The sequence below is a fragment of the Pseudomonas sp. NPDC087626 genome (assembly GCF_044743405.1).
Lineage (GTDB): Bacteria > Pseudomonadota > Gammaproteobacteria > Pseudomonadales > Pseudomonadaceae > Aquipseudomonas.
Genome location: NZ_JBIUWJ010000011.1, coordinates 116,518 through 138,383, shown reverse-complemented (window position 1 = coordinate 138,383; position 21,866 = coordinate 116,518). Strand labels below are relative to the sequence as shown.

The following is a 21,866-nucleotide window of genomic DNA, read 5'->3' as shown; positions in this document are numbered from 1 at the left end:
TACCCCTGACCTGAATTATGTGAAGTAAGGAACTGACGCATGCGGAGCAGGTTTGTCGCGCTGTTGATTGCTGTTGTCGGGTTGTTTTGCTCAGTTCCCGGGTATGCGCAGGCCTCTCCCGCAACGGTAGAAGCACCTTCCGCTGAACTGAAAATCTACAACCGCAGCGTCATGGTTTTCCGCGCCGCGTTATACGGTGAAATACCGGAAATACGGGTCAAGCGTGCGAAAGCGGCGATCAGTGAGGCAATGGATGAGTCAGACGATCTGAATGTCACCCTCGACTCCATTCAGAACAGTTATATGGTGCTGCTGGGCTCCAGGCGCGCTTTTATTGTTTCTCCCCAGGATGTCGATGCCAGCCAATATGAGTCAGTGCGCCAGGCCGCGGAAAGCGCGGCCGACAAACTGCGCCAAGTGGTTAGCGAAACCCAGGAAGCCCGCAGCCTGCATTTCATTTTCAGGTCACTGGCAGCTGCAGCCCTTGCCACCGGTATTCTGATTGCCGCGCTCTGGGGCATGGCGTATCTGCGCCGCAGATTGCTGAGGAAACTGCCGGACTTGATGGATCGGCATACACAGGCGCTGAAAGTCGGACGTGTACAGGTAATAGATGCCAATTACCTGTATCCGCTGGTCAGTCGTTTACTCGGGTTACTGCGCTGGCTCGTCGTGCTGTTGCTCACGTATGAATGGCTTGGCTTTATTTTGTCGCGGTTTCCCTATACCCGGCCCTGGGGCGAAAGCCTCAACAACTATCTGTTGGACGTCGCGGGATATCTACTCGAAGGGATCGTCGGTGCAATTCCTGGTTTCGGCGTCGCAGTCGCAATCTTTTTTATTGCCCGTGGTATCTCAGCTTTCAGTCGCCGGATCTTGCGCCGCATGGCGGTCCCCGGCACCTTCAGTTGGCTGAATCAAGAAACCCTGCACCCGACCCAGCGCTTGACCTCCCTGGCTATCTGGCTGTTTGCCTTGGCCATGGCTTATCCCTATTTGCCCGGCGCCGGTACAGATGCCTTTAAAGGCTTGTCGGTACTGATTGGTTTGATGATTTCCCTCGGTGCCACCAGTGTGGTCGGGCAGGCGGCGGCCGGATTGATCCTCACGTACACCCGAACCTTGCGTCCCGGGGAGTTCGTGCGCATTGGCGACTATGAAGGCACCGTCACAGAGCTGGGCATGTTCACGACTAGCATCCGAACAGGTCTGGGGGAGGTGTTGACGCTGCCCAATTCGATGATTACCGCCACCGTTACCAAGAACTACTCCCGTACCGTGCAAGGTCCTGGGTATGTGGTCGACACGGTCGTGACCATCGGTTACGACACGCCGTGGCGGCAGGTCGAGGCGATGTTGCTGGAGGCCGCCAGGCGCACCCCCGGCGTTCTCGAAGACCCTCCGGCGCAGGTGTTCCAGACCGCGTTGTCGGACTTCTATCCCGAGTATCGACTGGTGGCCCAGGCAATTCCCAGTCAACCCCGACCGCGGGCGGTATTGCTCAGCCTGTTGCACGCCAATATTCAGGACGTATTCAACGAGTATTCAGTGCAAATTATGTCGCCGCACTATCTCGGTGACCCCAGCGAAGAGAAGCGTGTACCCAAGGACAAGTGGTTTACCGCACCCGCGCAACAATCGAAGGAACTGTGAGCGCTATTGAAGGGCGCCCACAAATTGGCCCGGGTTAGCAGGGCTGGGCCGCCAGGCTATTGGTGATATTACGCCCCAGCACCAGCACCGTGACAAAACCGCAACCTACCAGCGCCGTGGCAAGACTCAGCAGCACCGAGCTGCCCAGGTGGTCGACGATCTGCCCGCCGAAAAACGAACCCAGCGCAATAATCACCTGGAACAAGGCGACAAACAGCGGCATCCCGCGTTCGACATCCTTGGGCGCTACGACAAACATCCAGATACTGGCGCAGGCCGGGAAGGCGCCAAAGGCGAAACCCCAGAGCGCGATCAGCATCGCCGCGCCGGTCATGCCGGTGGCGAAGTGGGGGAATAGGGCGGTGCTGGTGCCGATCATCAGCGCGACCAGCAATAGGGTATGGCGTACGCTGCGGTTGGCGGCGAAGCCGGCAAAAATATTACCCATGACCCCGGCCACGCCAAAGAGCAGCAGCAACGAGCCAATAGTCGGCCCATCGAAGCCGGCACTGTGTTTAAAGAAGGGGGCGACGTAGGTGTAGGCGGCAAAGTGCGCCAGGCCAATCAGCAATACCGCAATCAAGCCAACGCGCGCTTGTGGATTGACGAACAGGGCTGGCAGGTCACTGATGCGGATGGCCTTTTCCGGGGTCAGGCGGGGCAGGAGAAAGACCTGCGCCAGGAGCACCGGAATACCCATCAACGCGGTGATCAGGAACGTCATGCGCCAGCCCATCAGGCCGCTGAGCCAGGTGCCTACTGGTACGCCAAGGACGGTGGCCAAGGTCACGCCGACCATGATTATCGAGGTCGCCTGGGCGACGCCAACGCCCTTGGGTGCCAGCCTGCCGCTCAGCGCGATGGCAGTCGCCCAGAAGCCGCCGATACTGATGCCCAGCAGTACGCGCCCGAACAGCAGCAGGTTGAAGTCGCTGGCGAAGGCCACGACCGAGTTGGCGATGATCATGATCAACGTCAGGCCGATCAGTAGATAACGACGGTCCATGGCGCCAATCCCGACAGACAGCAAGGGGGCGGCCAGGGCTGCCATGATGCCGGGCAGGGTAACCATCAGGCCGGCGTGGCCGGCACTGATGCCAAGGTCGCTGGCGACATCGTTGAGTACGCCCACCGGAAGAAACTCACTGGTGACCAGGGCGAATGCACCTACGGCGACGGAGAGAATCGCCAACCACTGCTGTTTGACACTTTGTTGGCTATGTTCGGGGATGTCGCGAGGGGCCTGGCTGGCGCTTGGCATGGTGTTGATTCCAGAGGGACAGGTCGCCTGCAGGCAGGCGGGGGGAAAAAGGGAGGCGATTATAGGAATCAGTCCTGGATATTCAACAGGCGTGCCGCTCGATAGTAATCATCAGCGCAATCAATGCGAGGTTCTTGGCGGGGGGAGGCCATACACGGCGGTGCCGGCGATGGCCTCTGTTGATTGCGCTCGCTGGGAGCGCGTTCAAGCTAGCGCAGGAAACCCAGGTCCAAGGGGTAGTCCAGGATGATCCGGGTTTGATCCAGGTCGTTGGCAATCGCGCCGTAATCGCCACCGGTCCGCATCGAGGCGAGCATCAAGCGCAGCGACAGGTTCTTCGCCGGTCCTGACTGCACCACGTATTTGACCCACAGGTCCCGCTCCCACTGCGAACCATCGCGCACCGCCTGGTATCGGGAGTAGGCACCGCCGGCATCCCTGCCGTCGATGTCAGTGCCACGAATGTAGCGCGCGGTGAAGGTCAGGCCCGGCACGCCGAGCACGGCGGCATCCAGGTCATAGCGGGCACTCCAGGCCTTTTCGTTGGGGCTGTTGAAGTCACTGCCCTGGGAGGCCGCATCCAGTTCGATATCAAAACTGTTCCAGACATAGTCGAATGGCTGGTCGCCATCGATCTGCGTATAGGCCAGTTCAAACTTGTGCCCACCCAGTGCATAGCCCGCGCGCGCACTCCAGGCATCGTTGCGGATATCGCCCAGCAATGCCGCGCCGGTATTGCGGGTACGGTAATAGTTGACGCCGGTATTCACCACGCCGCCGACGGTCAATGGCAGGCGGTAGTCAAGCGAGGCGAACTGCTGATTCCAGATGTCATCGAGTTCGGAGCCAAACAGCTTGATCTTGAGGTTGTTGACCCCCGTGTAAATACCGCCGTAATAACTGACGAACTCGCTGTCGGCCTGGCGCCCGCTGTAGGCCGTGCCCAGATGCCCACCATGATTGGGTTGCGCGCGGTCGCTGCTGGAGACAAAACGCCCGGCATTCAGGGTCAGGCCGTCGAGCGAGCGATCCGTGGCGTTGAAGCCCCTTAATGTTTGCGGCAACAGACGAATGTCGCCGTATTTGAGCACTGGCGAATCGGGAAACAGATCGCCGTAGGCCAACTCGGTATGGCCGACCCGCATCTTCACCGCGCCACCGGCCTTGGAGTAGCCACCTTTAGGCTCTCCTTGATTGTCCCGTGCAACGATGCCGCCATTGCCGATGCCATCCCCGACGCGTCCGTTGCCGCCGTCGAGTTTGAGCGCCCCCATGTAATGCAGATCCATGCCGAAACCAATCAGCCCCTGGGTATAACCTGAGTTGAACTTGGCCAGTACCCCCTGCGCCCACTCCTGACGATAACTTTGCCGTTCGCCTTCGGGGTTGCGGTAGCTGCCGCTACGGTTGTCGGCATTCCAGTAAAAGTTACGCAAACCTACCGACGTCGTGCTGTCTTCAATAAAGCCGCTGGCCGACTCTGCCGCGCCCACTACGGTACTGCTCAGGCAGACGCTGGCGCCGGCCATCCCCAGGGTGAAAAGTTTGAACCACATGGTGCACTTCCTTTTTGCCAACGTTTAAGAGTGGCAGCGTGAATTTTTATTGTTCTGGACCAGGTGTGTTTGCTGCGGGCAAGGTCAAGCCCGACCGCTAACTTGCGCCGAGGCGTAAGTTGCACCCTTGTTGTTTTAGGTATTGCTCGGTAAGCCCAGGCTGCAACCCTTGGTGGGTTAACCAGCCCGGGCGATTGAGGCTCAGCGCGAGGCGGTCAAGCCGTCGAAGAACCGCGCAGCGTTTTCGTCGAGGGTGGCGATGTCGTAACCGCCTTCCTGCACCACCACGCATGGCAGGCCCAGCGCCTTGATTCGCTGGCCCAGTACTCGGAAACCTTCATGGGTTACCGCGACCTTGGACTGCGGGTCGTTTTCGTAGATATCAAAACCCAGCGACAGCACCAGTACGTCTGGGGCGAAGGCGCGCAAGGCGGCCTCGGCCTGGTCCATGCATGCGAAGAAATCCGCCTCGCTGGAGCCGTGGGCCATCGGCAGGTTCAGGTTAAAACCTTCACCGCGGCCAGTGCCGGTTTCGTCGTCGAAGCCGGCCACCACCGGGTAGAAGTTGGTGGGGTCGCCATGGATCGACACGTAGAGCACGTCGTCGCGGTCGTAGAAAATCTCCTGGATGCCCTGGCCATGGTGCATGTCGGTATCCAGCACCGCGACCTTGGCGAACGTGCCCCGCAACGCCTGGGCGGCAATTGCTGCGTTATTCAGAAAACAGAAGCCGCCAGCGCCTTCGGCACGGGCATGGTGTCCTGGTGGACGGCACAGGGCGTAGGCCGCCTCATCGCCCTGGATAATCGCCTGGGCGGCGGCCACCGCACTTTGCGCTGACCAGTAAGCGGCCTGCCAGGTGTGTTGGCCAATCGGGCAACTGCCGTCGGCCAGGTAGCGGGCGGTCTTGCCCAGGATCCCGCGCAGCGGATTGCCTTCGCGGATAAAAATGTTCGACATCACCTCATCGCCCCAGTCTTCCGGCACCTCGTGCCATTGCTGGTACGCGCTGCTCAGGTATTCCAGGTAGGCCGGGCTGTGCACGGCGGCGAGTGGCGCGTGACCGTAGTCGAGCGGTTCCTGCAGCGGGTAGCCGAGCTTCTTGACCACCGCCAGCAGTGGGTCGATACGCGCGGGCACCTCTTGCGGCTCGCGCATCTGCCCGCGCGAGAGGTAGGAACGTGGATGGTGCAGACGTTGTGCCGGGTGGAAAAATGTTTTCATGGATGACCTCATGCCAAGACAATTCAGGTTGCATGTGCGTTGGCCGATAACGCGGCACACAACGCGCAGTGATTAATTAGCGGTCCGCTCAATATCCCTGTTCGGGATCGACCAGATTGTTCAATGCCAGTCCCGCGGCGAGCCGCGAAACGTTGTCGGCGACCTGCTGGGCGATGCATTGGTCCGAGGCGGCGGACGCCATGTGCGGCGTTACCCAGACCCCAGGGGAGTGCCACAGCGGCGAGTCCACAGGCAACGGTTCCTGCTCGAACACATCCAGCAAGGCGCCACGCAATTGCCCGCTCGCCAGGGCTTGTTGCAAGTCCGGATGATTGAGGTGCTGGCCACGCCCGCAATTGATCAAGGCACTGCCTCGCGCCATGTACTGGAACACCTCGCGACCCAACACACCTTGAGTGGCGGCGGTCAGCGGCAGCAAGTTGACCAGTACATCCAACTCCGAAAGAAACCCCTGCAGTGCGCACGCTCCGCTGAAGGTGCTCACGCCATCGATTGCTCGCGGCGTGCGCGCCCAACCGCGCACGTCGTAGCCGGCCTCGGCGAGCCGCATGGCCACCGGTGCCCCGATCGCTCCCAGGCCCATCACCCCGACCCGGAACCCTTGCGCACGGCGCTGCAGCGGACGCTGCCAGCGTTGTGCAGCGTTGCCGGTTATCACCTGGTCGAAGCCGCGGTGAAAATGCAACACCCCCCAGTGCACGTACTCGCTCATACCCTGGGTGTGATCCGGGTCGACCACCCGGCATACCGGCAGCGCCGGATCACGCGAAGGATCCTGGGCCAGGTGGTCGACCCCCGAGCCAATCGAGTACACCAGGCGCAAGTTCGGCAAGGCGCCGAGGCTGCCCGCTGGTGGGAACCAGCACACCGCAACCTGGGCCTGCTGTGCGCCTGAATCTTCAGGACGCAGCACCTGCAAGTGCGGAGCATGGCTGGCGAACAGCGCGGCCAGCCAATCGGTCAGCGCAGGGTTCTGGCACAACAATACGAGACTGGCCATGGTCAACGGCACCAATCGGCGCGCTGCTCGTCGATCAGACTGAGCGCGGCCTGCCAGGCCAGATCAATGATCCCCTCGATACCCTCACGGCCAAACTGCGCGGCGGTGTGCCGGCACACGGCTTCGTCGGGGATGTTCAGCGCTACCCCGGCGGACATCGCCTGGATCTGCGCCTGGCAGGCGCGCTCCAGGAAGTAGATTTCGTGGAACGCTGCCGCCACGCTGTCACCGGCCGCAAGCAGGCCGTGGTTACGCAGGATCATCGCTTTGTGCGAGCCCAGGTCAGCCACCAGCCGCTCGCGCTCGTGCATCGACAACGCGATGCCTTCGTAGGTGTGATACGCCAGGTTGCCGTAGAACTTCAGCGCGTGCTGGGTCAGCGGCAACAACCCGTCGCGCTGGGCAGCCACCGCCATACCGGCAGCGGTGTGGGTGTGGATGATGCAGTGCAGATCCGGGCGAGCCTCATGAATCGCCGAATGGATGACGAACCCGGCCGCATTGACGTGCCCACCGTGCTGACCATCGACCACGTTGCCCTCGAGGTCGATCAGGACCAGGTCACTGGCGCGCATTTTCTCGAACGCCACGCCGTAGCGATTGATCAGGAAATGCCGCTGCGGCCCGGGCACACGCAGGGTGATGTGAGTGTCGATCAGGTCGGTCATGCGGTAGTAGGCGACCAGCCGATACAGCGCGGCTAACTCGCAGCGCGACTGCCACTCGATTTGCGACATAGCGCTTGGCTTGCTCATTAAACAACTCCTTGGGAAAGGGGCAGCCCGACCGGCTTGGCATTGACGCCGCGCAAATAAGCCAGGCCCAGTACACCGATCAACGACATCAGCGCCAGCCCGCTGAAGAAGACTGCCAGCGGCCACCATTGACCGGCGAAGTGACCCGCCAGGAAGGTGCCGATCAACGGTGTCAGGCCACCACTCACGCCGCTGCCCAACTGATAGGCAATCGAGATGCCCGAGTAACGCACCCGTGCCTGGAAGGCTTCAGCCATGTAGCCGGCGATCACCGCGTACAGCGCTGCCAGCAGCAGTACCGCCAGGGCAATCCCCGCGGTCATGTAGAACAGGTTGCCGGTCTGTACCAGCAGGAACATCGGGTACGGCACCAGGATGCACAGCGACGCCACCCACTTGAGGAAGCGTCCCTCACCCAGGCGTTCGGCCAACAGCGCAGAACAGGGTTGGGAGAGAAATTGCAGCACGGTGACCACGAACAGACAGTCGAGGATCGTGGTCTTGGCGATGCCCTGGTACTGCGTGACGTAGGTGATCATGAAGGTGTTGGTGAAGAAGAAACCGCCCGAGCCGATGGTCACCGCCAGGGCCGCGAACAGAATGCTCTTCCAGTCCTTGCGGATAACTTCCAGCACCGGGTTCTCGGCGGTCTGTCCGCTGTCCTGGACCGCGGCAAACTCCGGCGACTCAGGCACGCCGAAACGAATCGCCAGGCCGACCATCATCAGCACGCCGCTCATCAGGAACGGAATACGCCAGCCCCAGCTCATCAGTGCGTCCTGCTCCATTTCACTGATGCAGCGGAATGCGATCAGCGCCAACAGCAGGCCGGCCGGGCTGCCCCATTGGGCGAACGAGGCGAAGAACACCTTGCGGCCCTTGGGCGCGTGTTCACTGGCCATCAGCACCGCACCACCCCATTCGCCACCGACCGAAATCCCTTGCAGTAAACGCAGGACCACCAGGCCGATCGGGGCCCAGATACCCGCCTGGGCATAAGTGGGTAGCAAGCCGATGCAGGTGGTCGCCACCCCCATCAGCACGATGGTCACCAGCAACATTTTCTTGCGCCCCAGGCGGTCGCCCAGATGGCCGAAGACCATGCCGGCGAACGGGCGGGCAATAAAGCCGACCGCGAAGCTGCCGAACGCCGCCATGGTGCTGAGCATCGGGTTTTCACTGGGGAAGAACAGCTGGCCGAGAACCAGCGCTGCCGCGAAGGCATAGATGTAGAAGTCGTAGAATTCGATGGTGGTGCCGATAAAGGCCGCTGCCGCGGCACGTCGCGGACTTGAGGTAGTGCTCGTCATCTGTAGCTCCTGGACGTCATTGTTATAAGCAGGAGGAAATGTGTGTCATGCGCAGGCACGACGTTCGCACTCTGGCGGTGCGTTGCTGGATCTTGCGCCAGCCCCTATGCTAGGAAAAGCTTCTAATCTAAATACTCAAGTATAAGCACCAGGAATAATGATGATCCCTGCCGGCCCTTCGTTACGCGATCCCGACGCCAAGCGCTTCCTCAACGACCGCCTGGACTGGAATCTGTTGCGCACCTTCCTGGTGATCGGCCAGGAAGGCAGCATCAGCCGGGCCGCCGCGCGCCTGCACTTGAGCCAGCCGGCCATCAGCCAGGCCCTGCGGCGCCTGGAGGAGCAACTCGACAGCGCGCTGGTGGTGCGCCGTGGGCCGCGTATCAGCCTGTCCAAGGCCGGTGAAGAAGTCATGCAGATCGCCGCCGAACTGTACGGCACGGTCTCGCGCCTGGGCCCAGCCCTGGATTCACCCGCCGAGACGGTGGTGGGCAAGATCCGCATGCTGACCATCAGTCGTATTCAATCACGCTGCTACGATGAGTTCCTCGCGCAATTTCACCTTGAATACCCGCAGGTGGAGTTCGAGGTCGATGTGCTGCGCAGCTCGGATGTGGCCAGCGCACTGCTGCAAAAAACCGCCTCGTTCGGCCTGAGCCTGTGCCGCACCCCACAGCCCAAGCTTGAGCAACGGGTGTTGCTGCAGCAGCGCTATGCGTTTTTCTGCGGCAAGCGGCACCGGCTGTTCGGTCGCACGAACCTGACCCTGGCGGATTTGCAGAGTGAAAACTTCGTCAGTTTTACCAGCGACCAGATTGGCGGCAACCTGTCGCCGCTTACGGTGTTTCGTGATCAGCAAGGGTTCACTGGGCGCATTGTTGCTTCGTCTCCGAGCCTCGATGAAATCCGCCGGCTGGTGGGCGCAGGTTATGGCATCGGTTGCCTGCCGGAGCACATCGTCGCGGCTGATGTGCTGGCTGGAGAAGTCTGGCGCTTGCCGCCATGGGAGGGAGTGATTGACGTGAATGTCTACTTGCTGTGGAACCGTGAACAGAAACTGACTCAGGCTGAGTCGGTATTTCTCGAGAGGTTCCAGCAGATGCTCATGACCACGGATCTGGCTGAGCGGTTTTAGGTTCGGTACTGCGCGCCATCGTAGACGGTCATCGCGAGCAGGCTCGCGATGGTCGCCAACGATAACGCGCACAACCTGATGCACCGCGCCGTCCTTGCAACCATCGCTGGCAAGCCAGCTCCCACAGGTCCCTGCATACACCAGACCCTGTGGGGCTCGGCAAGCCAGCCCTCCCATAGATGACCCCACGTCATCCATCCATTGAAGAACCATCCTTTGTAAGCCCCCAGACCCCTGGCGCTTAATCGCCGCGGACCGCGATCCGCGCGGTCTCATGCGCTCACTACAATAACAAGGGGATGTCATGCACGAAGAGGCGGGTTTACTACTGATTTTGATGGCGGCTATCGGCTTGATTGTAGTGCTGGTGGTCAAGTTTCGCGTCCATTCCTTCCTGGCGTTGATGCTCGCCAGTTTTGTCGTCGGGGCGGGTGCGGGCATGCCGCTGTCGTCCATCGCCGACTCCTTTGAAAAGGGCATGGGCGGCACCCTGGGGTTTCTTGCGGCGGTAATTGGCCTGGGGAGCATCTTGGGTAAGATGCTGGAAGTGTCCGGTGGCGCCGAGCGTATTGCCCGCACGCTGCTCAGCACCTTGGGCGAGCAACGTGCCTCCTGGGCGATGATGCTGGTGGGCTTCATTGTCGGCATTCCGGTGTTCTTCGAGGTCGGCTTTGTGTTGCTGATTCCGCTGATCTATGTGGTCGCCCGGCAAACCCGCTTGAACATCCTGTATGTCGGCCTGCCCCTGGCGATTTCGTTGATGACCGTGCACTGCATGTTGCCGCCGCACCCGGCAGCCATGGCGATCACCCAACTGCTGGGCGCTGACGTCGGCAAGGTGATTATCTATGGGCTGATCGTCGGCCTGCCTACCGCCATCGTGGCGGGACCGGTGTGGGTCAAGCTGGTGTGCAAGCGCCACGAGCCGGCCAGCGGCCAGAGCTTCGCCGCGGCGCCCACCAGCCTGGCAGACACCCGCGTGATGCCAGGCCTGGGGCTGACGCTGTTGGTGATCCTGCTGCCGTTGTTGCTGATGGTCGGCAAGACCCTGGTGACCATGAGCCTGCCCCAGGGCAGTGGCTTCTATCAACTGATGAGCTTTCTCGGCAATCCGCTGACCGCGCTGGCCATTGCGGTGGTGTTCGCCTACGGTTCCCTGGGCCTGTATCGCGGGCTGGGCATGGCCGAGCTGCAGCGCCTGACTGAGCAGTCCTTCACGCCGTTGGCCAATATCCTGTTGATCATCGGTGCCGGCGGGGCCTTCAATGGCGTGCTGATCGACAGTGGCGTAGGCAAGGTCCTGGCCAGCACGCTGTCGCAATGGGACCTCAATCCGATTCTGCTGGCCTGGTTCGTCGCCGGCCTGATGCACCTGGCCGTGGGCTCGGCCACCGTGGCGATGATCAGTGCCGCGGGCATGGTCCTGCCGCTGCTGGACGCCATGCCCGGGCAGAACCGCGAAATCGTGGTGATTGCGATCGGCGCCGGCGCCATTGGCTGGACCACGGTGACCGACTCGGCGTTCTGGGTGGTCAAGGAATACCTGGGGGTGTCCCTGGGCGAGGCGCTGAAAAAATTTACCGTTGGAACCTTGCTGGCCTCGGTCGTGGCCCTGGGTATGACGTTATTGGTATCGCAGTGGGTTTGAGCACACCCGCGATGCTGTCCACTGTCTGGAGTAGAACCATGATTCACAACAAATCCCTGGCTGACTGGTGCCAGAGCCATCCCCTGATTGGTCCGTTGACCCGGGTCGAGCCCGTCACCTGGTTCAACCCGGCCCTGGCGCCGACCGCGCAGGCCTTGAGTGATGTGCCCCTGGGCCTGGCCGACGTGGATGACGCCAGCGCCCGGCTCGAGCGGTTTGCCAGCTACATTCAGTCGGCGTTCCCCGAGACCCAGGCGAGCGCGGGCATCATCGAGTCGCCGCTGATCGCGCTGCCGCGCCTGCAGGCTACCCTCTGTGCCGAGGCGCAACTGCCGGTGCAGGGCGCACTGTGGCTGAAGGCCGACAACCTGCTGCCGATTTCCGGGTCGATCAAGGCCCGGGGCGGCATCTATGAGGTGCTCAAGCACGCCGAGGACCTGGCGCTGGCCGGCGGCCTGATTCAGCCGGGCGCTTGCTACAGCAGCCTGGACAGCGATACCGCCCGGGCCTTTTTTGGCCAGTACAGCATCGCCGTTGGCTCCACCGGCAACCTCGGCCTGTCCATCGGCATCATGAGTGCGCGCCTGGGGTTCAAGGCCACCGTGCACATGTCCGCCGATGCCCGGCAGTGGAAGAAAGATCGCCTGCGTGCCTGCGGGGTCACGGTGGTCGAGTATCAATCGGACTACAGCGTCGCCGTCGAGCAGGGCCGGCAGCAGGCCGAGAGCGATCCCAAGTGCCATTTCGTCGACGACGAGAACTCGATCAATCTGTTCCTCGGTTACGCGGTGGCGGCGCGTCGCTTGCAGCACCAACTGGTGTCCGCGGGGATTACGGTCGACGCGCAACACCCACTGTTTGTCTATCTGCCGTGCGGTGTCGGCGGCGGCCCTGGTGGCGTTGCCTTTGGCCTGAAGCAGATTTTCGGCGACGCGGTGCACTGCGTGTTCGCCGAGCCGACGCACTCGCCATGCATGTTGCTGGGGGTCTATACCGGGCTGCACGACGAGGTCAGCGTCTATGACTTTGGCATCGACAACCGCACCGCCGCCGACGGCCTGGCGGTGGGGCGACCGTCGGGGTTTGTCGGGCGTTCGATGCAACGCTTGCTCGACGGCTACTACACCCTCAGCGACGAGCAGATGTACCGCCTGCTGGCCCTGCTGCATGCAGAGGAAGGCCTGAAGCTGGAGCCCTCGGCGCTGGCTGGATTGCCCGGGTTCCTGCGGGTGCTGCAAGAGCAACAGGGCTATCGTCAACGCCTGGGTCTCGACGCACAGCGCCTGGCCAACGCCACGCACCTGGTGTGGGGCACGGGCGGCAGCATGGTGCCGGCGCAAGAAATGGACGCGTACCTGGAGCAGGGACGTACACTGTTGGCCGCACACTAGCCATTGCACCCGGGGCCGCGCGGCCCCGGGTTTCTCGTCCGCGGAAAAACGCCCCGATGCTGAACCTGCCTCCTCGATTGAGCTCCCGGCTCAACAGCTCACAGTTCGCCAACCTGCACACCTTTCTGGTCGCCGCCCGGCACCTGAGTTTTGCCTTGGCTGCCGAAGAATTGTGCGTCACGCCCAGCGCCGTCAGCCATCGCATCGCCCGCCTCGAACAAGCCCTGGACCTGCGCCTGTTCGAGCGCCTGACCCGTCGGGTGCGCCTGACGGGGGAGGGCGAGCGCGTGTTTGCGATCCTCGAAGGGGTGATGGAGCAGTTGTCCGAAGCCCTGCAACAGTCGCCCCAGGCCGAGCTGTGCGGGTCGGTGGCGCTGTATGCCCGTCCTTCGGCTGCGCAATGCTGGCTGGTGCCACGCCTGGCGGACTTTCACCAACGCTACCCGAACATTGCCCTGGACATCCGCGTCGGCAACGACGCCATCGATTTTCGCACGCAAAACGTCGACCTCGCGCTGCTCTACGCCAATGGCGAATTCCCTGGGCTGGCCAGTCATGCCTTGATGAGCGAGACCATCGCGCCGGTCTGCAGCCCGCTGTATGCCGAGCGCCATGGCCTGCTTGAGGCGCCGCACAACCTGCGTCACTGCACGCTGTTGCACGATGCCCTGGCCTGGGACAACGCGGTCTACGATGCCGAGTGGCAACTCTGGGCTCGGCAGCAGGGCCTGCTCGAGTTCTTGCCGCAACGCGGGCTGACCTTCGATCGCTCCGACTTGTGTGTGACGGCGGCCATCAATCACGCGGGCATCGCCATCGGCCGTCAGCGCCTGGTGCAGAGCCGCATCGACCAGGGCGAACTGATCCTGCCCTTTGGTGGATTTTCCCAGCCTGGGCGCTACGACTATTTTCTCGTCCACCCCCATCGCGATCCCATGCCCCCTCGGGTGCAGGTGCTGATCGACTGGCTCAAGGAAAAGGCCGGCGCAGGCATGGCGGATTGAGCCGTCAGCGGAACCGACCGCTTCCGGTTGGCGGTGGATGGACGACACTCGTCAGCTGAGCTATCTTGCCGCCGCTGCCAAAACGGCGGTGCGTGCCTCCTGTCCAGGCATGAGAGTCAGCCCAAGGATTGTTCATGGAACGAGTCACAACGAGTCGCTGGTTTGCCGTACTGCTCGGCCTGGTATTTATCGCGTTCGACCAGTGGATCAAGGTGCTCGCGCTGCTGTCTCTGGCGGCGCAGAGCTTCAAGATCGGTGGCAGTTTCGCCTGGCTGGATATCGCCCTGAGCCTCAATCCGGGTGCGTTCCTGAGCCTGGGGGCCGGCCTGGCACCGGCGGTCAAACAACTGATTTTCATAGTCGGCGTGGGCGCTGTGGTGTGCTGGGCGATCGGCTGGGCCTTGTCGCGCTGGGCCAGTTCGCCAGGCAAGGCGCTGGCGGTGTACTGCATCGCACTGGGTGGGGCGTCGAACCTGATCGACCGGGTGCTGCGTGAGGGGCACGTGGTGGATTACCTGGTGCTCAACCTGGGATCGCTGCATACCGGGGTGTTTAACCTGGCCGATATCGCCATCATGGCCGGAGCCGCGGCCTTGCTGGTGGCGGAGTTGCGCAAGCCGCGCCAGGCCCGAGGCTAGTCACAGGTCACGCTGACGGCCTTCGCCGCGCGCTGCAGTTCCTGTTTCACGTCCACGGTGATGCGCTGTTCCATGCGGCGCTGTTCGAGGAAGACCTGGTCGCCCCGGGTGTCCACCTGGGCATCGATCGCCGCCGCCTCGGCCTCGATGGCGGCAGCATGCGCGGCAATCACCGCATTCACCTCGGCCTCGTTGCTGGCGGCGTCGAGCGCCTTGATCAGCGCCGCCACTTTGGCTTCCTCCTCCTGGCTGTAAGCGTCCAGCGACAAACCGGCCGCCAACGCGCGCGCCCGAATCTGCACATCCTTGAGCGCCTGCCGGGCCTCGGTGCACTGCACCTCGCGCTTGTGCTGGTTGACCATCTGCCACTGGACCAGCACGTAACTGGTCACGCCGATAAGCGCCACGGTGAGGCCAGCCATCAGCCGACGGCTCATGGCCGCGTCCAGGCAGATGGGGAGAGGGGGATGCACCAATACATCGTATTAATCCATTCGGAGGAGTTCAAAGCGTAGCAGCAGAATCGATCCACTCCGTTTGCTGGCCGTCGGTGTTAGCGGGTTTTGCACTGCGCCAGCACCACTTTGCAGGTGCTCGGCGTGCCACCGGACCGACCGGCATAGCGTTGGCAGCTGGCCATGGATTTTTGCCGCGCCACACCCAAGGTCGAGCCCCAGGCCAGGCCGCCTTCCCCGGCAGTGGGCAGCGCCTTGGCATAGCAGTTGGAGCCCTGGCTGCTGCTCGCATAGGTGCTCCGGTTGGGTTTGCTGCTGCATCCCGCCATCAGCAGCAGTTGCAGGGCGAGCAGGCAGGTCGCCCATTTCCCCACGGTTGTCGCGTTCATCTGGCTTCCCCTGAATGGACTTTGGTTGCCGCCCAATACGTGCATGGTTCACATGGCGCTGGCATCGCTTTCGTGTTCGTCGGCGAAGGCCATCAGCACCTGCAGATCCAGCACCTCAAGCTTTATCCGCGAGATGAAGGCTGAAAACGCCAGGTTCGCCGCCAGTCGCCGCAGATCATTGGCCCAGGCGGGCAGGTAGGTCGGTCCCTGGAGCCAGCCGGATTCGAACAGCGGTGCCAGGCGTACGGTATCACCGAGGGTCAGGCGCCCGGCAAATAAATGTCCGACCAGGTCCGGGCGGTTGTCGCGGATGGCGATGCGCAGCAGGGTATGCACACCGAGCAATCCGGTCAGGTAGGCCGCGTCCTTGGTGAACGCCGCGCCGCCACGCAGGTCGGCCCCGCGGAACACCCGTTGGGTTGAGCGGAACGATTCCTCCTGCGATTGGCCGGCCGCCAGAAACCCTTCGAATACCTGGATGAAATCGGCGCCATCCAGCGCTTGCTGGACCGCCAGCACTCGCAGGGCCAGGCGGCGCAAACGGTTGATGTCCATGCTGGCGGTGAATAGCTCGGCGAGGGTGGCAATGCCTTCCTGGGTCTGGGTGGTGCGTGGGGCACCGAGGCCGAGGCTTTTCAGATTGGTCTGGCGGGCGCCGTTCTGCGCCGTGGCGACATGTACGAAGGCCTCGTGTTGCAGCAACTGCTGTTTGTCCAGGTCCGAGAACAGCGCGCTGGCACGCAGGCGGATCCGGCTTGCGCCGGCAATCGCCTTGGCGGCCAGGCTCGGGTCGAGCACGACGCTGATCTGGCCGGCGCCGAAAAAGCTGTCCAGCTCCGGTTGCATCCAGGCGGCGAAAGCCTCGGCCGGGATGTCGGCCTGGCTTGGGGGAATCCGCGCGCCGCCCAGCAGCGCGTCGGTGGTCTTGAGGAAGAACTGGGCCGCGTCGAGCATGCTCAATTGCAGGTTCGTGTAATAGAAGTCCGGACGCCGGTACAGCGCCGAGGAGTAACGGGTGAAATCGGGAGTCCCGATGGCGCCCAGCATGCGCCCGGCCGTGGCGTAGCTGCGGGCGGTCATGGCCAGGTAATTGCCGGCCGGATGGCCCTCGTCACAGCGTCCGGCAAAGCTTTGCAGGGCGGCAATCTCGGCGCTGTGCTCACGCGCTTGTAACTCGACTCTGGGCAACGCCGCCTTGCCGGCGCGCCAATTGGCCAGGAACACCTGTTCAATCCCGACCGGCCAGGACAGCGCGTCCAACACACGGATCCTGCGGGCCAGACCAGGCAGGGCAGCATCGAGTTCTGACAGCGCAGCCGTGCTCATGGCAGTCACCTGGGCAGTGTCGGGTGTTCAATAAAAGCGTAGCAGCTGCCGAGCCCGCGAGGCTGCGTTCGAGGACGCAGTCCTCGCCGGGGGGGCGTGGGTCCTTAGCGTCTGCTACGCAGCCGAACGCAGCCTCGCGGGCTCGGCAGCTGCTACGGGGTAGTCAGCAGTTCGGCAATTTTGCGGCGCAGCTCACCGTGGGTTTCTTCGGCGTAGGGTGGGGCGGTTTTCCAGTCGTAGAACCAGGCGGGCATTTTGCGATGTTTTTCCGGTTCTGAGGCGTAGCGCGGGAATAGGTGGCAATGCAGTTCTGGCTCGGAATTGCCGAGGATCTCGTAATTCATCCGTAGCGCCCCGGTAGCCTGCAGAACGGCGTCGCCGATGCGGGCCATGTCGAGCAGGTAGGTGGCCCTGGCCTGGGCATCCAGATCGTTCAGGCTGGGCACCACAGGGTCGGGCAGCAACAAGCAGTATCCCGGCAGGAACTGCACGTCGCCCATCACCACCCAGCCAGATGCCAGGCGACAGATAACCTTGTCGTTGGCGCCGTTGCGCGCCATTTCTACTCGTTGCGAGATCAGAGCCATGTGCCTGTCCTTGGAGTGGGGGAGAAGAAGTACCGTCAATCCGTGCGCTATTCAAACATGCATCAGCAATCGTGCGCGTCCCTGCGCCCGGGCTATCTAGAAGCTGTATTTGGCGGTCAACATCATGTTGCGCGGAGCGCCGTAGGTGTCGCCACCGTAGCTGGTGGAGTTGGAGATGGACGAGTAGTACTCGCGGTCGAAGATATTGTTGGCGTTGAGTTGCAGGTCCAGGTTCTGGTTGACCCGGTAGCCGGCCATCAGGTCAGCAATGGCGTAGGCACCTTGCTCCAGGCGGTAGGTGCTGCCATCTGCCAGCGCGACGTCGTTGTACATGCGGCTCTGCCAGGAGATGTTGCCGCCGACCCGCAGTTTTTCCAGCGGGCCCTGGAAGCGGTAGCTGGCGGTCAGCTTGAACAGGTGCTCCGGGGTGTCCGTGTCGAAACGCTGGTTTTCGTTCTGCGGGTTGGCCGCATCCTTGAGGGTGTGCAGGCGTGCATAGGTGTAGCCGCCGCCTACCTGCCAGTTCTCGGTCAGTGCACCTTGCAGTTCGAAGTCGATACCCTGGCTGCGAATCTCACCGGAGGCCTCATAGCAGGTAGCTTGCGGGCAGTCCGGTACGTACACCTGCACAGCGCGGTTTTCCTGGTCGATGCGGAACACTGCCAGGCTCGCATTCAGCGCGCCGTCGAAGTATTCGCCCTTGATGCCAACCTCGTAGTTCTTGCCGACGATGGGCTTGAGCGGAGTACCGGAGGTGCCCTTGGAACTCTGGGGGGTGAAGATGTCGCTGTAGCTGACGTAGACCGAGTGATGCTGGTCCAGGTCGTAGATCAGGCCGGCGTAGCGGGTGACGTTGCGGGTGACCTTGTAGTCGCCGTCGCCATCGCGGTTGTCGTAGTCGTACCAGTCCAGGCGGCCGCCGAGGATCAGCTTCAACGGGTCGGCCAGGCTCAGGCGGGTGGTCATGTACAGACCGTCCTGGGTGGTCACTTCGCGGCTGTTGTCGGTGTGCACGAAGTCCGGTTTGCCGGCATTGATCGGCCAGTTGGTGTCGTACGGGGAGTAGTTGTGGGTGGTCATGTCGTAGATGCGCTTGCTGGCGCCCACGACCAATTCATGGCTGCGCCCGAGCGCTTCGAACGGACCACTGAGAAACGCATCCACGCCGGCCTGGTTTTCATCGTGGCCGGATTGGTAGACGGTACGGGCCAGGGTGTTGTTGACCCAACGCGACTGGTAAGACCCGGTGAACATTGCGTTCTGTTCGGCGTAGTTGGCGTTGAACTGCAGCTTCCAGTCATTGGCCAACTGCTGGCGGACTTCGGCGAACAGGGTGTTGATCTCCTGGTCCTTGTTTTCCCAGTCAGTCCCGGGGTTGTAGGAGCGCGGCAGGTCCAGATGATGACCATCCAGGCCGATCATCGAAGAGCCCCAGAAGTAGTTGGTCTTGTCCTTCTGGTTGGAGAAACCGAGGGTCAGGGTGGTGTCTTCGCCAAGGTCTGCTTCGGTGACCGCGTAGAACAGGCCGTGCTGTTCATCGACATCATCGACGAAGCTGTTGGTGTCGCGGTAGGACGTCACGACCCGGCCGCGCAAGGTGCCGTTGTCGTTGAGTGGGCTGGAGGCGTCGACTTCACCGCGGTAGTTGTCCCAGCTGCCGGCGGCGCCGGTGAGGGTGACTTGCTGCTCGGCCAGTGGCCGCTTGCGGACCATGTTGATGGCTGCCGAAGGGTTGCCGGCACCGGTCACCAGGCCGGTGGCCCCGCGTACCACCTCGACCCGATCGAACATCGCCAGGTTCGGCTGGGCGCCGACCACCGCGCCTTGATAGCCGCTCGGGATGCCGTCATACATCAGGTTGTCGATGTCAAAACCGCGTGCCGAGTAGGACTGCCGGCCGGGGCCACCGGAGTAATCGAGGAACAATCCAGGGGTAGCATTGACCACATCGTTGATGCTGGTCATGGCCTGGTCGTCCATGCGCTGGCGGGTAATCACGGTGACGGCCTGGGGCGTTTCACGCATGGTCAGCGGCAGTTTGGTTGCCGTGGACATGGCGCCGGTGGTGTAGGAACTCGTGCCTTCGGTCGTGCTACCCAGTTGGGTGCTGGTAATTTCGGTAGCGCCCAGTTCCAGGGTAGTCGGCCTGGAGGTTTCTGGCATAGCGCTGCTGTCATCGGCAAAGGCTGGCGCCAGGGTAGCCATGCAGATGGCCATGGCCAGCAGATTTCGGGGCGCATTCAAATAACGCAGCGGGGTAACGCGCGGCATAAGGTAGGTTCCTGGTTGTTAATGATATAAATAGGGCTATTGAGAATCATTAACAAACATTCTCTCAGGTATTGCAGCGGCGAAGAAGCCTGCCATGAAAAAAATCTATGGGAGAGCTACAGCGTGGGGCAGGTCGCGGTACTCAGTTGTTGGCCGGCGTGTCTTGGTCGAGCAGGACCGCACCGCTGCCCAGTTGGCCCAGGCGATCACCGGGATTGCGCAGCGGGCAGTCGTCGATCGACAGGCAGCCGCAGCCGATACAGCCGTCGAGTTGATCGCGCAGCTGGGTGAGGCTGTGAATCCGCTCGCTGAGCATGTCGCGCCAGATCGTCGACAGGTGTTGCCAGTCGTGCGCGGTCAAGGCGCGCCCGGTCGGTAGTTGGTCGAGCGTCGCCTTGATGGTCGCAAGGGGGATGCCTGCGCGCTGGGCGATCTTGATAATGGCTACCCGGCGCAGCACTTCGCGCGCATAACGCCGCTGGTTGCCGGCACTGCGCTCGGCGTGGATCAAGCCCTTGGCCTCGTAGAAGTGCACGGTGGCAACCGTCACACCGCAGCGCCGGGACACTTCCCCTACCGATAGAGGCACGCGAACATCGATCGACATGGCAGCTTTCTCTTGACCTCATCTATGGATGAGGTTTTATAAGGAGGTCGGCTTGCCGTTGCAAGCACCCATTCGCGGTTGCGAGTGGGATCACTGACTGGAGCTGACATGGACACGTGTGAAGGACCCACTGACGATCATCTGCAATCTGTGGCACCGGCAGGCACCGGCTGGGCCGACCTGCTATCGGGGGCCAATGGCGTGCGCTCGCTGGCACTCGCCGGTGGCGTGGTGCTCCATGCGATCAATGTCTATATCGCTACCACCATCCTGCCCTCGGTGGTCAAGGACATCGGCGGCCTGGACTACTACGCGTGGAACACCACGCTCTTCGTCGCGGCTTCGATCCTCGGCTCGGCGCTGTCGGCGCGCTGGCTGACTGGCATGGGACCTCGTGGCGCGTACATTGGTGCGACTCTGGTGTTTGCCTGTGGTGCGCTGATCTGCGCATTCGCCCCGTCAATGGCCGTGATGCTCACGGGCCGGCTTGTCCAGGGGCTGGGCGGCGGGTTGTTGTTCGCCTTGTCCTACGCGATGATCCGGCTGGTTTTCGCCGAAGCCTTATGGCCGCGGGCGATGGCCCTGGTCTCCGGCATGTGGGGGGTGGCAACACTGGTCGGTCCCGCCGTCGGGGGGATTTTTGCGCAACTGGGCGTGTGGCGGGCGGCGTTCTGGTCGTTGATCCCGGTCGCCATTCTGTTCGCCCTGCTGGCGGCACGCATACTGCCCAAACGCAGCGCGGACCAACCGTCGCGCGTGCCATTGCCGTTGGTCCAACTGGTGCTGCTGACAGCGGCGGTACTCTGCGTGTCGGCGGGCAGCGTTGGGTCGATGCTGTCGTGGAATATCCTCGGTCTTGGCGCAGCCGCGATCCTGACAGCCCTATTGATCTGGAGCGAAAGTCGCGCCCGCCAGCGATTGCTTCCGGCCGGTGCATTTTCCATGACCTCGGCGCTCGGTGTGCTCTACGCAACGATGTCGTTGCTTGCGGTCGCGGTCACCAGCGGCGAGATCTTTGTGCCGCTGTTCCTCCAGGTCCTCCATCAGCAGTCGCCGCTGATGGCCGGTTACCTCGCGGCGCTCATGGCGGCGGGTTGGACGCTGGGATCGATTGGCAGTTCAGGCGCGAGCGGCAGAGCAGTGGGCCGGGTGATCCTCGCCGGTCCACTGCTCGGATTCACCGGCATGGCGGCGCTGGCCGTTCTGCTGCGCAGCGAAAGTGGCGGCGACTGGCAGGCACTCCTGCCAATCTGCCTGGCGCTGGTGATCATCGGCTTGGGCGTCGGCCTGGCCTGGCCCCATCTGCTGACCCGGATATTCCAGGTGGCACCGGCGGGAGAGCAAGACCTGGCATCGGCGTCTATCACCACCGTGCAATTGTTCGCGACCGCGCTCGGTGCGGCGCTGGCGGGAATGGTGGCGAACCTCGCCGGCCTGACTGATCCCGGAGGTGTCGCTGGTACGGCGAATGCCGCAAGCTGGTTGTTTGGCGTGTTCGCCCTCGCACCACTGCTGGGCATCCTGACGGCCCGGCGGGTGGTGCGGGGGATCGGCGCGAACTCGTAGCGCAGGTGCAGGACATCTCGTTGCCCACTGGTGTTTTTTCTGGTCCTCGGCCAGTCCAGCCTGTAGAAA

Annotated in this window: 19 protein-coding genes; 7 read left to right on the top strand and 12 right to left on the bottom strand. The window is 62.5% G+C overall.

Features of this window, described 5'->3' with window-relative positions:
* Window positions 1–39 precede the first annotated feature (39 nt).
* Entirely contained in the window at window positions 40–1,653 is a 1,614-nt protein-coding gene (locus ACIOVD_RS11915) for a mechanosensitive ion channel family protein (protein ID WP_401127855.1), read from the top strand.
* 34 nt (window positions 1,654–1,687) lie between these two features.
* Here the strand turns inward: ACIOVD_RS11915 and ACIOVD_RS11910 are convergent, their stop codons facing one another.
* The 6 genes from ACIOVD_RS11910 to ACIOVD_RS11885 all read right to left on the bottom strand — a co-directional run bounded on the left by ACIOVD_RS11910 (window position 1,688) and on the right by ACIOVD_RS11885 (window position 8,780).
* Window positions 1,688–2,914, bottom strand: a complete 1,227-nt coding sequence (locus ACIOVD_RS11910; RefSeq protein WP_095168620.1) for an MFS transporter — start codon at window positions 2,912–2,914, stop codon at window positions 1,688–1,690.
* Window positions 2,915–3,123: 209 nt separating this feature from the next.
* Complete coding sequence (locus tag ACIOVD_RS11905) at window positions 3,124–4,470, bottom strand: OprD family porin (protein ID WP_401127852.1); 1,347 nt, start codon at window positions 4,468–4,470, stop codon at window positions 3,124–3,126.
* Window positions 4,471–4,671: 201 nt separating this feature from the next.
* Entirely contained in the window at window positions 4,672–5,694 is a 1,023-nt protein-coding gene (locus tag ACIOVD_RS11900; RefSeq protein ID WP_401127851.1) for a histone deacetylase family protein, read from the bottom strand.
* Between the two features lie 88 nt (window positions 5,695–5,782).
* Window positions 5,783–6,715: a 2-hydroxyacid dehydrogenase gene (locus ACIOVD_RS11895; RefSeq protein WP_401127849.1), complete on the bottom strand. Its 933-nt coding sequence runs from the start codon at window positions 6,713–6,715 to the stop codon at window positions 5,783–5,785.
* A gap of 2 nt (window positions 6,716–6,717) precedes the next feature.
* A complete protein-coding gene (locus ACIOVD_RS11890) occupies window positions 6,718–7,470 on the bottom strand; it encodes a class II aldolase/adducin family protein (protein WP_320332361.1) in 753 nt (250 codons plus the stop codon).
* Entirely contained in the window at window positions 7,470–8,780 is a 1,311-nt protein-coding gene (locus ACIOVD_RS11885) for an MFS transporter (protein WP_095168628.1), read from the bottom strand. Before ACIOVD_RS11885 ends, ACIOVD_RS11890 begins: the two co-directional genes overlap by 1 nt.
* A 160-nt stretch (window positions 8,781–8,940) precedes the next feature.
* Between ACIOVD_RS11885 and ACIOVD_RS11880 the strand changes: the two genes are divergently transcribed.
* The 5 genes from ACIOVD_RS11880 (at window position 8,941) to ACIOVD_RS11860 (ending at window position 14,596) form a co-directional block, all read left to right on the top strand.
* On the top strand, window positions 8,941–9,915 hold the full coding sequence (locus ACIOVD_RS11880; RefSeq protein WP_095168630.1) for a LysR family transcriptional regulator: 975 nt from the start codon (window positions 8,941–8,943) through the stop codon (window positions 9,913–9,915).
* A 304-nt stretch (window positions 9,916–10,219) separates the two neighbouring features.
* Window positions 10,220–11,563 carry a gluconate:H+ symporter gene (locus ACIOVD_RS11875; RefSeq protein WP_095168634.1) on the top strand — a complete coding sequence of 448 codons (1,344 nt, stop codon included), beginning with the start codon at window positions 10,220–10,222 and terminating at the stop codon, window positions 11,561–11,563.
* Between the two features lie 38 nt (window positions 11,564–11,601).
* Entirely contained in the window at window positions 11,602–12,954 is a 1,353-nt protein-coding gene (locus ACIOVD_RS11870) for a D-serine ammonia-lyase (protein WP_320332359.1), read from the top strand.
* Between the two features lie 56 nt (window positions 12,955–13,010).
* Window positions 13,011–13,958, top strand: coding sequence for a DNA-binding transcriptional regulator DsdC (dsdC, locus tag ACIOVD_RS11865; RefSeq protein ID WP_401127846.1), 948 nt, complete (start codon window positions 13,011–13,013; stop codon window positions 13,956–13,958).
* Between the two features lie 134 nt (window positions 13,959–14,092).
* On the top strand, window positions 14,093–14,596 hold the full coding sequence (locus ACIOVD_RS11860; protein WP_401127844.1) for a signal peptidase II: 504 nt from the start codon (window positions 14,093–14,095) through the stop codon (window positions 14,594–14,596).
* Here ACIOVD_RS11860 and ACIOVD_RS11855 read toward each other — a convergent pair.
* The 6 genes from ACIOVD_RS11855 to soxR form a co-directional block, all read right to left on the bottom strand.
* Window positions 14,593–15,069, bottom strand: a complete 477-nt coding sequence (locus ACIOVD_RS11855; RefSeq protein WP_401127842.1) for a hypothetical protein — start codon at window positions 15,067–15,069, stop codon at window positions 14,593–14,595. The two genes, ACIOVD_RS11860 and ACIOVD_RS11855, sit on opposite strands and share 4 nt — an antisense overlap.
* 80 nt (window positions 15,070–15,149) lie before the next feature.
* A complete protein-coding gene (locus ACIOVD_RS11850) occupies window positions 15,150–15,440 on the bottom strand; it encodes a hypothetical protein (protein ID WP_401127841.1) in 291 nt (96 codons plus the stop codon).
* Window positions 15,441–15,488: 48 nt separating this feature from the next.
* Window positions 15,489–16,766 carry a flavohemoglobin expression-modulating QEGLA motif protein gene (locus tag ACIOVD_RS11845; protein WP_401127839.1) on the bottom strand — a complete coding sequence of 426 codons (1,278 nt, stop codon included), beginning with the start codon at window positions 16,764–16,766 and terminating at the stop codon, window positions 15,489–15,491.
* A 152-nt stretch (window positions 16,767–16,918) separates the two neighbouring features.
* Window positions 16,919–17,353, bottom strand: a complete 435-nt coding sequence (locus tag ACIOVD_RS11840; RefSeq protein ID WP_095168648.1) for an HIT family protein — start codon at window positions 17,351–17,353, stop codon at window positions 16,919–16,921.
* 96 nt (window positions 17,354–17,449) lie between these two features.
* A complete protein-coding gene (locus ACIOVD_RS11835) occupies window positions 17,450–19,624 on the bottom strand; it encodes a TonB-dependent siderophore receptor (RefSeq protein ID WP_401127837.1) in 2,175 nt (724 codons plus the stop codon).
* 142 nt (window positions 19,625–19,766) lie between these two features.
* Entirely contained in the window at window positions 19,767–20,231 is a 465-nt protein-coding gene (gene soxR, locus ACIOVD_RS11830; protein ID WP_095168650.1) for a redox-sensitive transcriptional activator SoxR, read from the bottom strand.
* A gap of 108 nt (window positions 20,232–20,339) precedes the next feature.
* Between soxR and ACIOVD_RS11825 the strand changes: the two genes are divergently transcribed.
* Window positions 20,340–21,797 (top strand): MFS transporter, encoded by a 1,458-nt coding sequence (locus ACIOVD_RS11825; protein ID WP_401127834.1) that lies wholly within the window; start codon window positions 20,340–20,342, stop codon window positions 21,795–21,797.
* The last annotated feature ends 69 nt before the right edge of the window (window positions 21,798–21,866 follow it).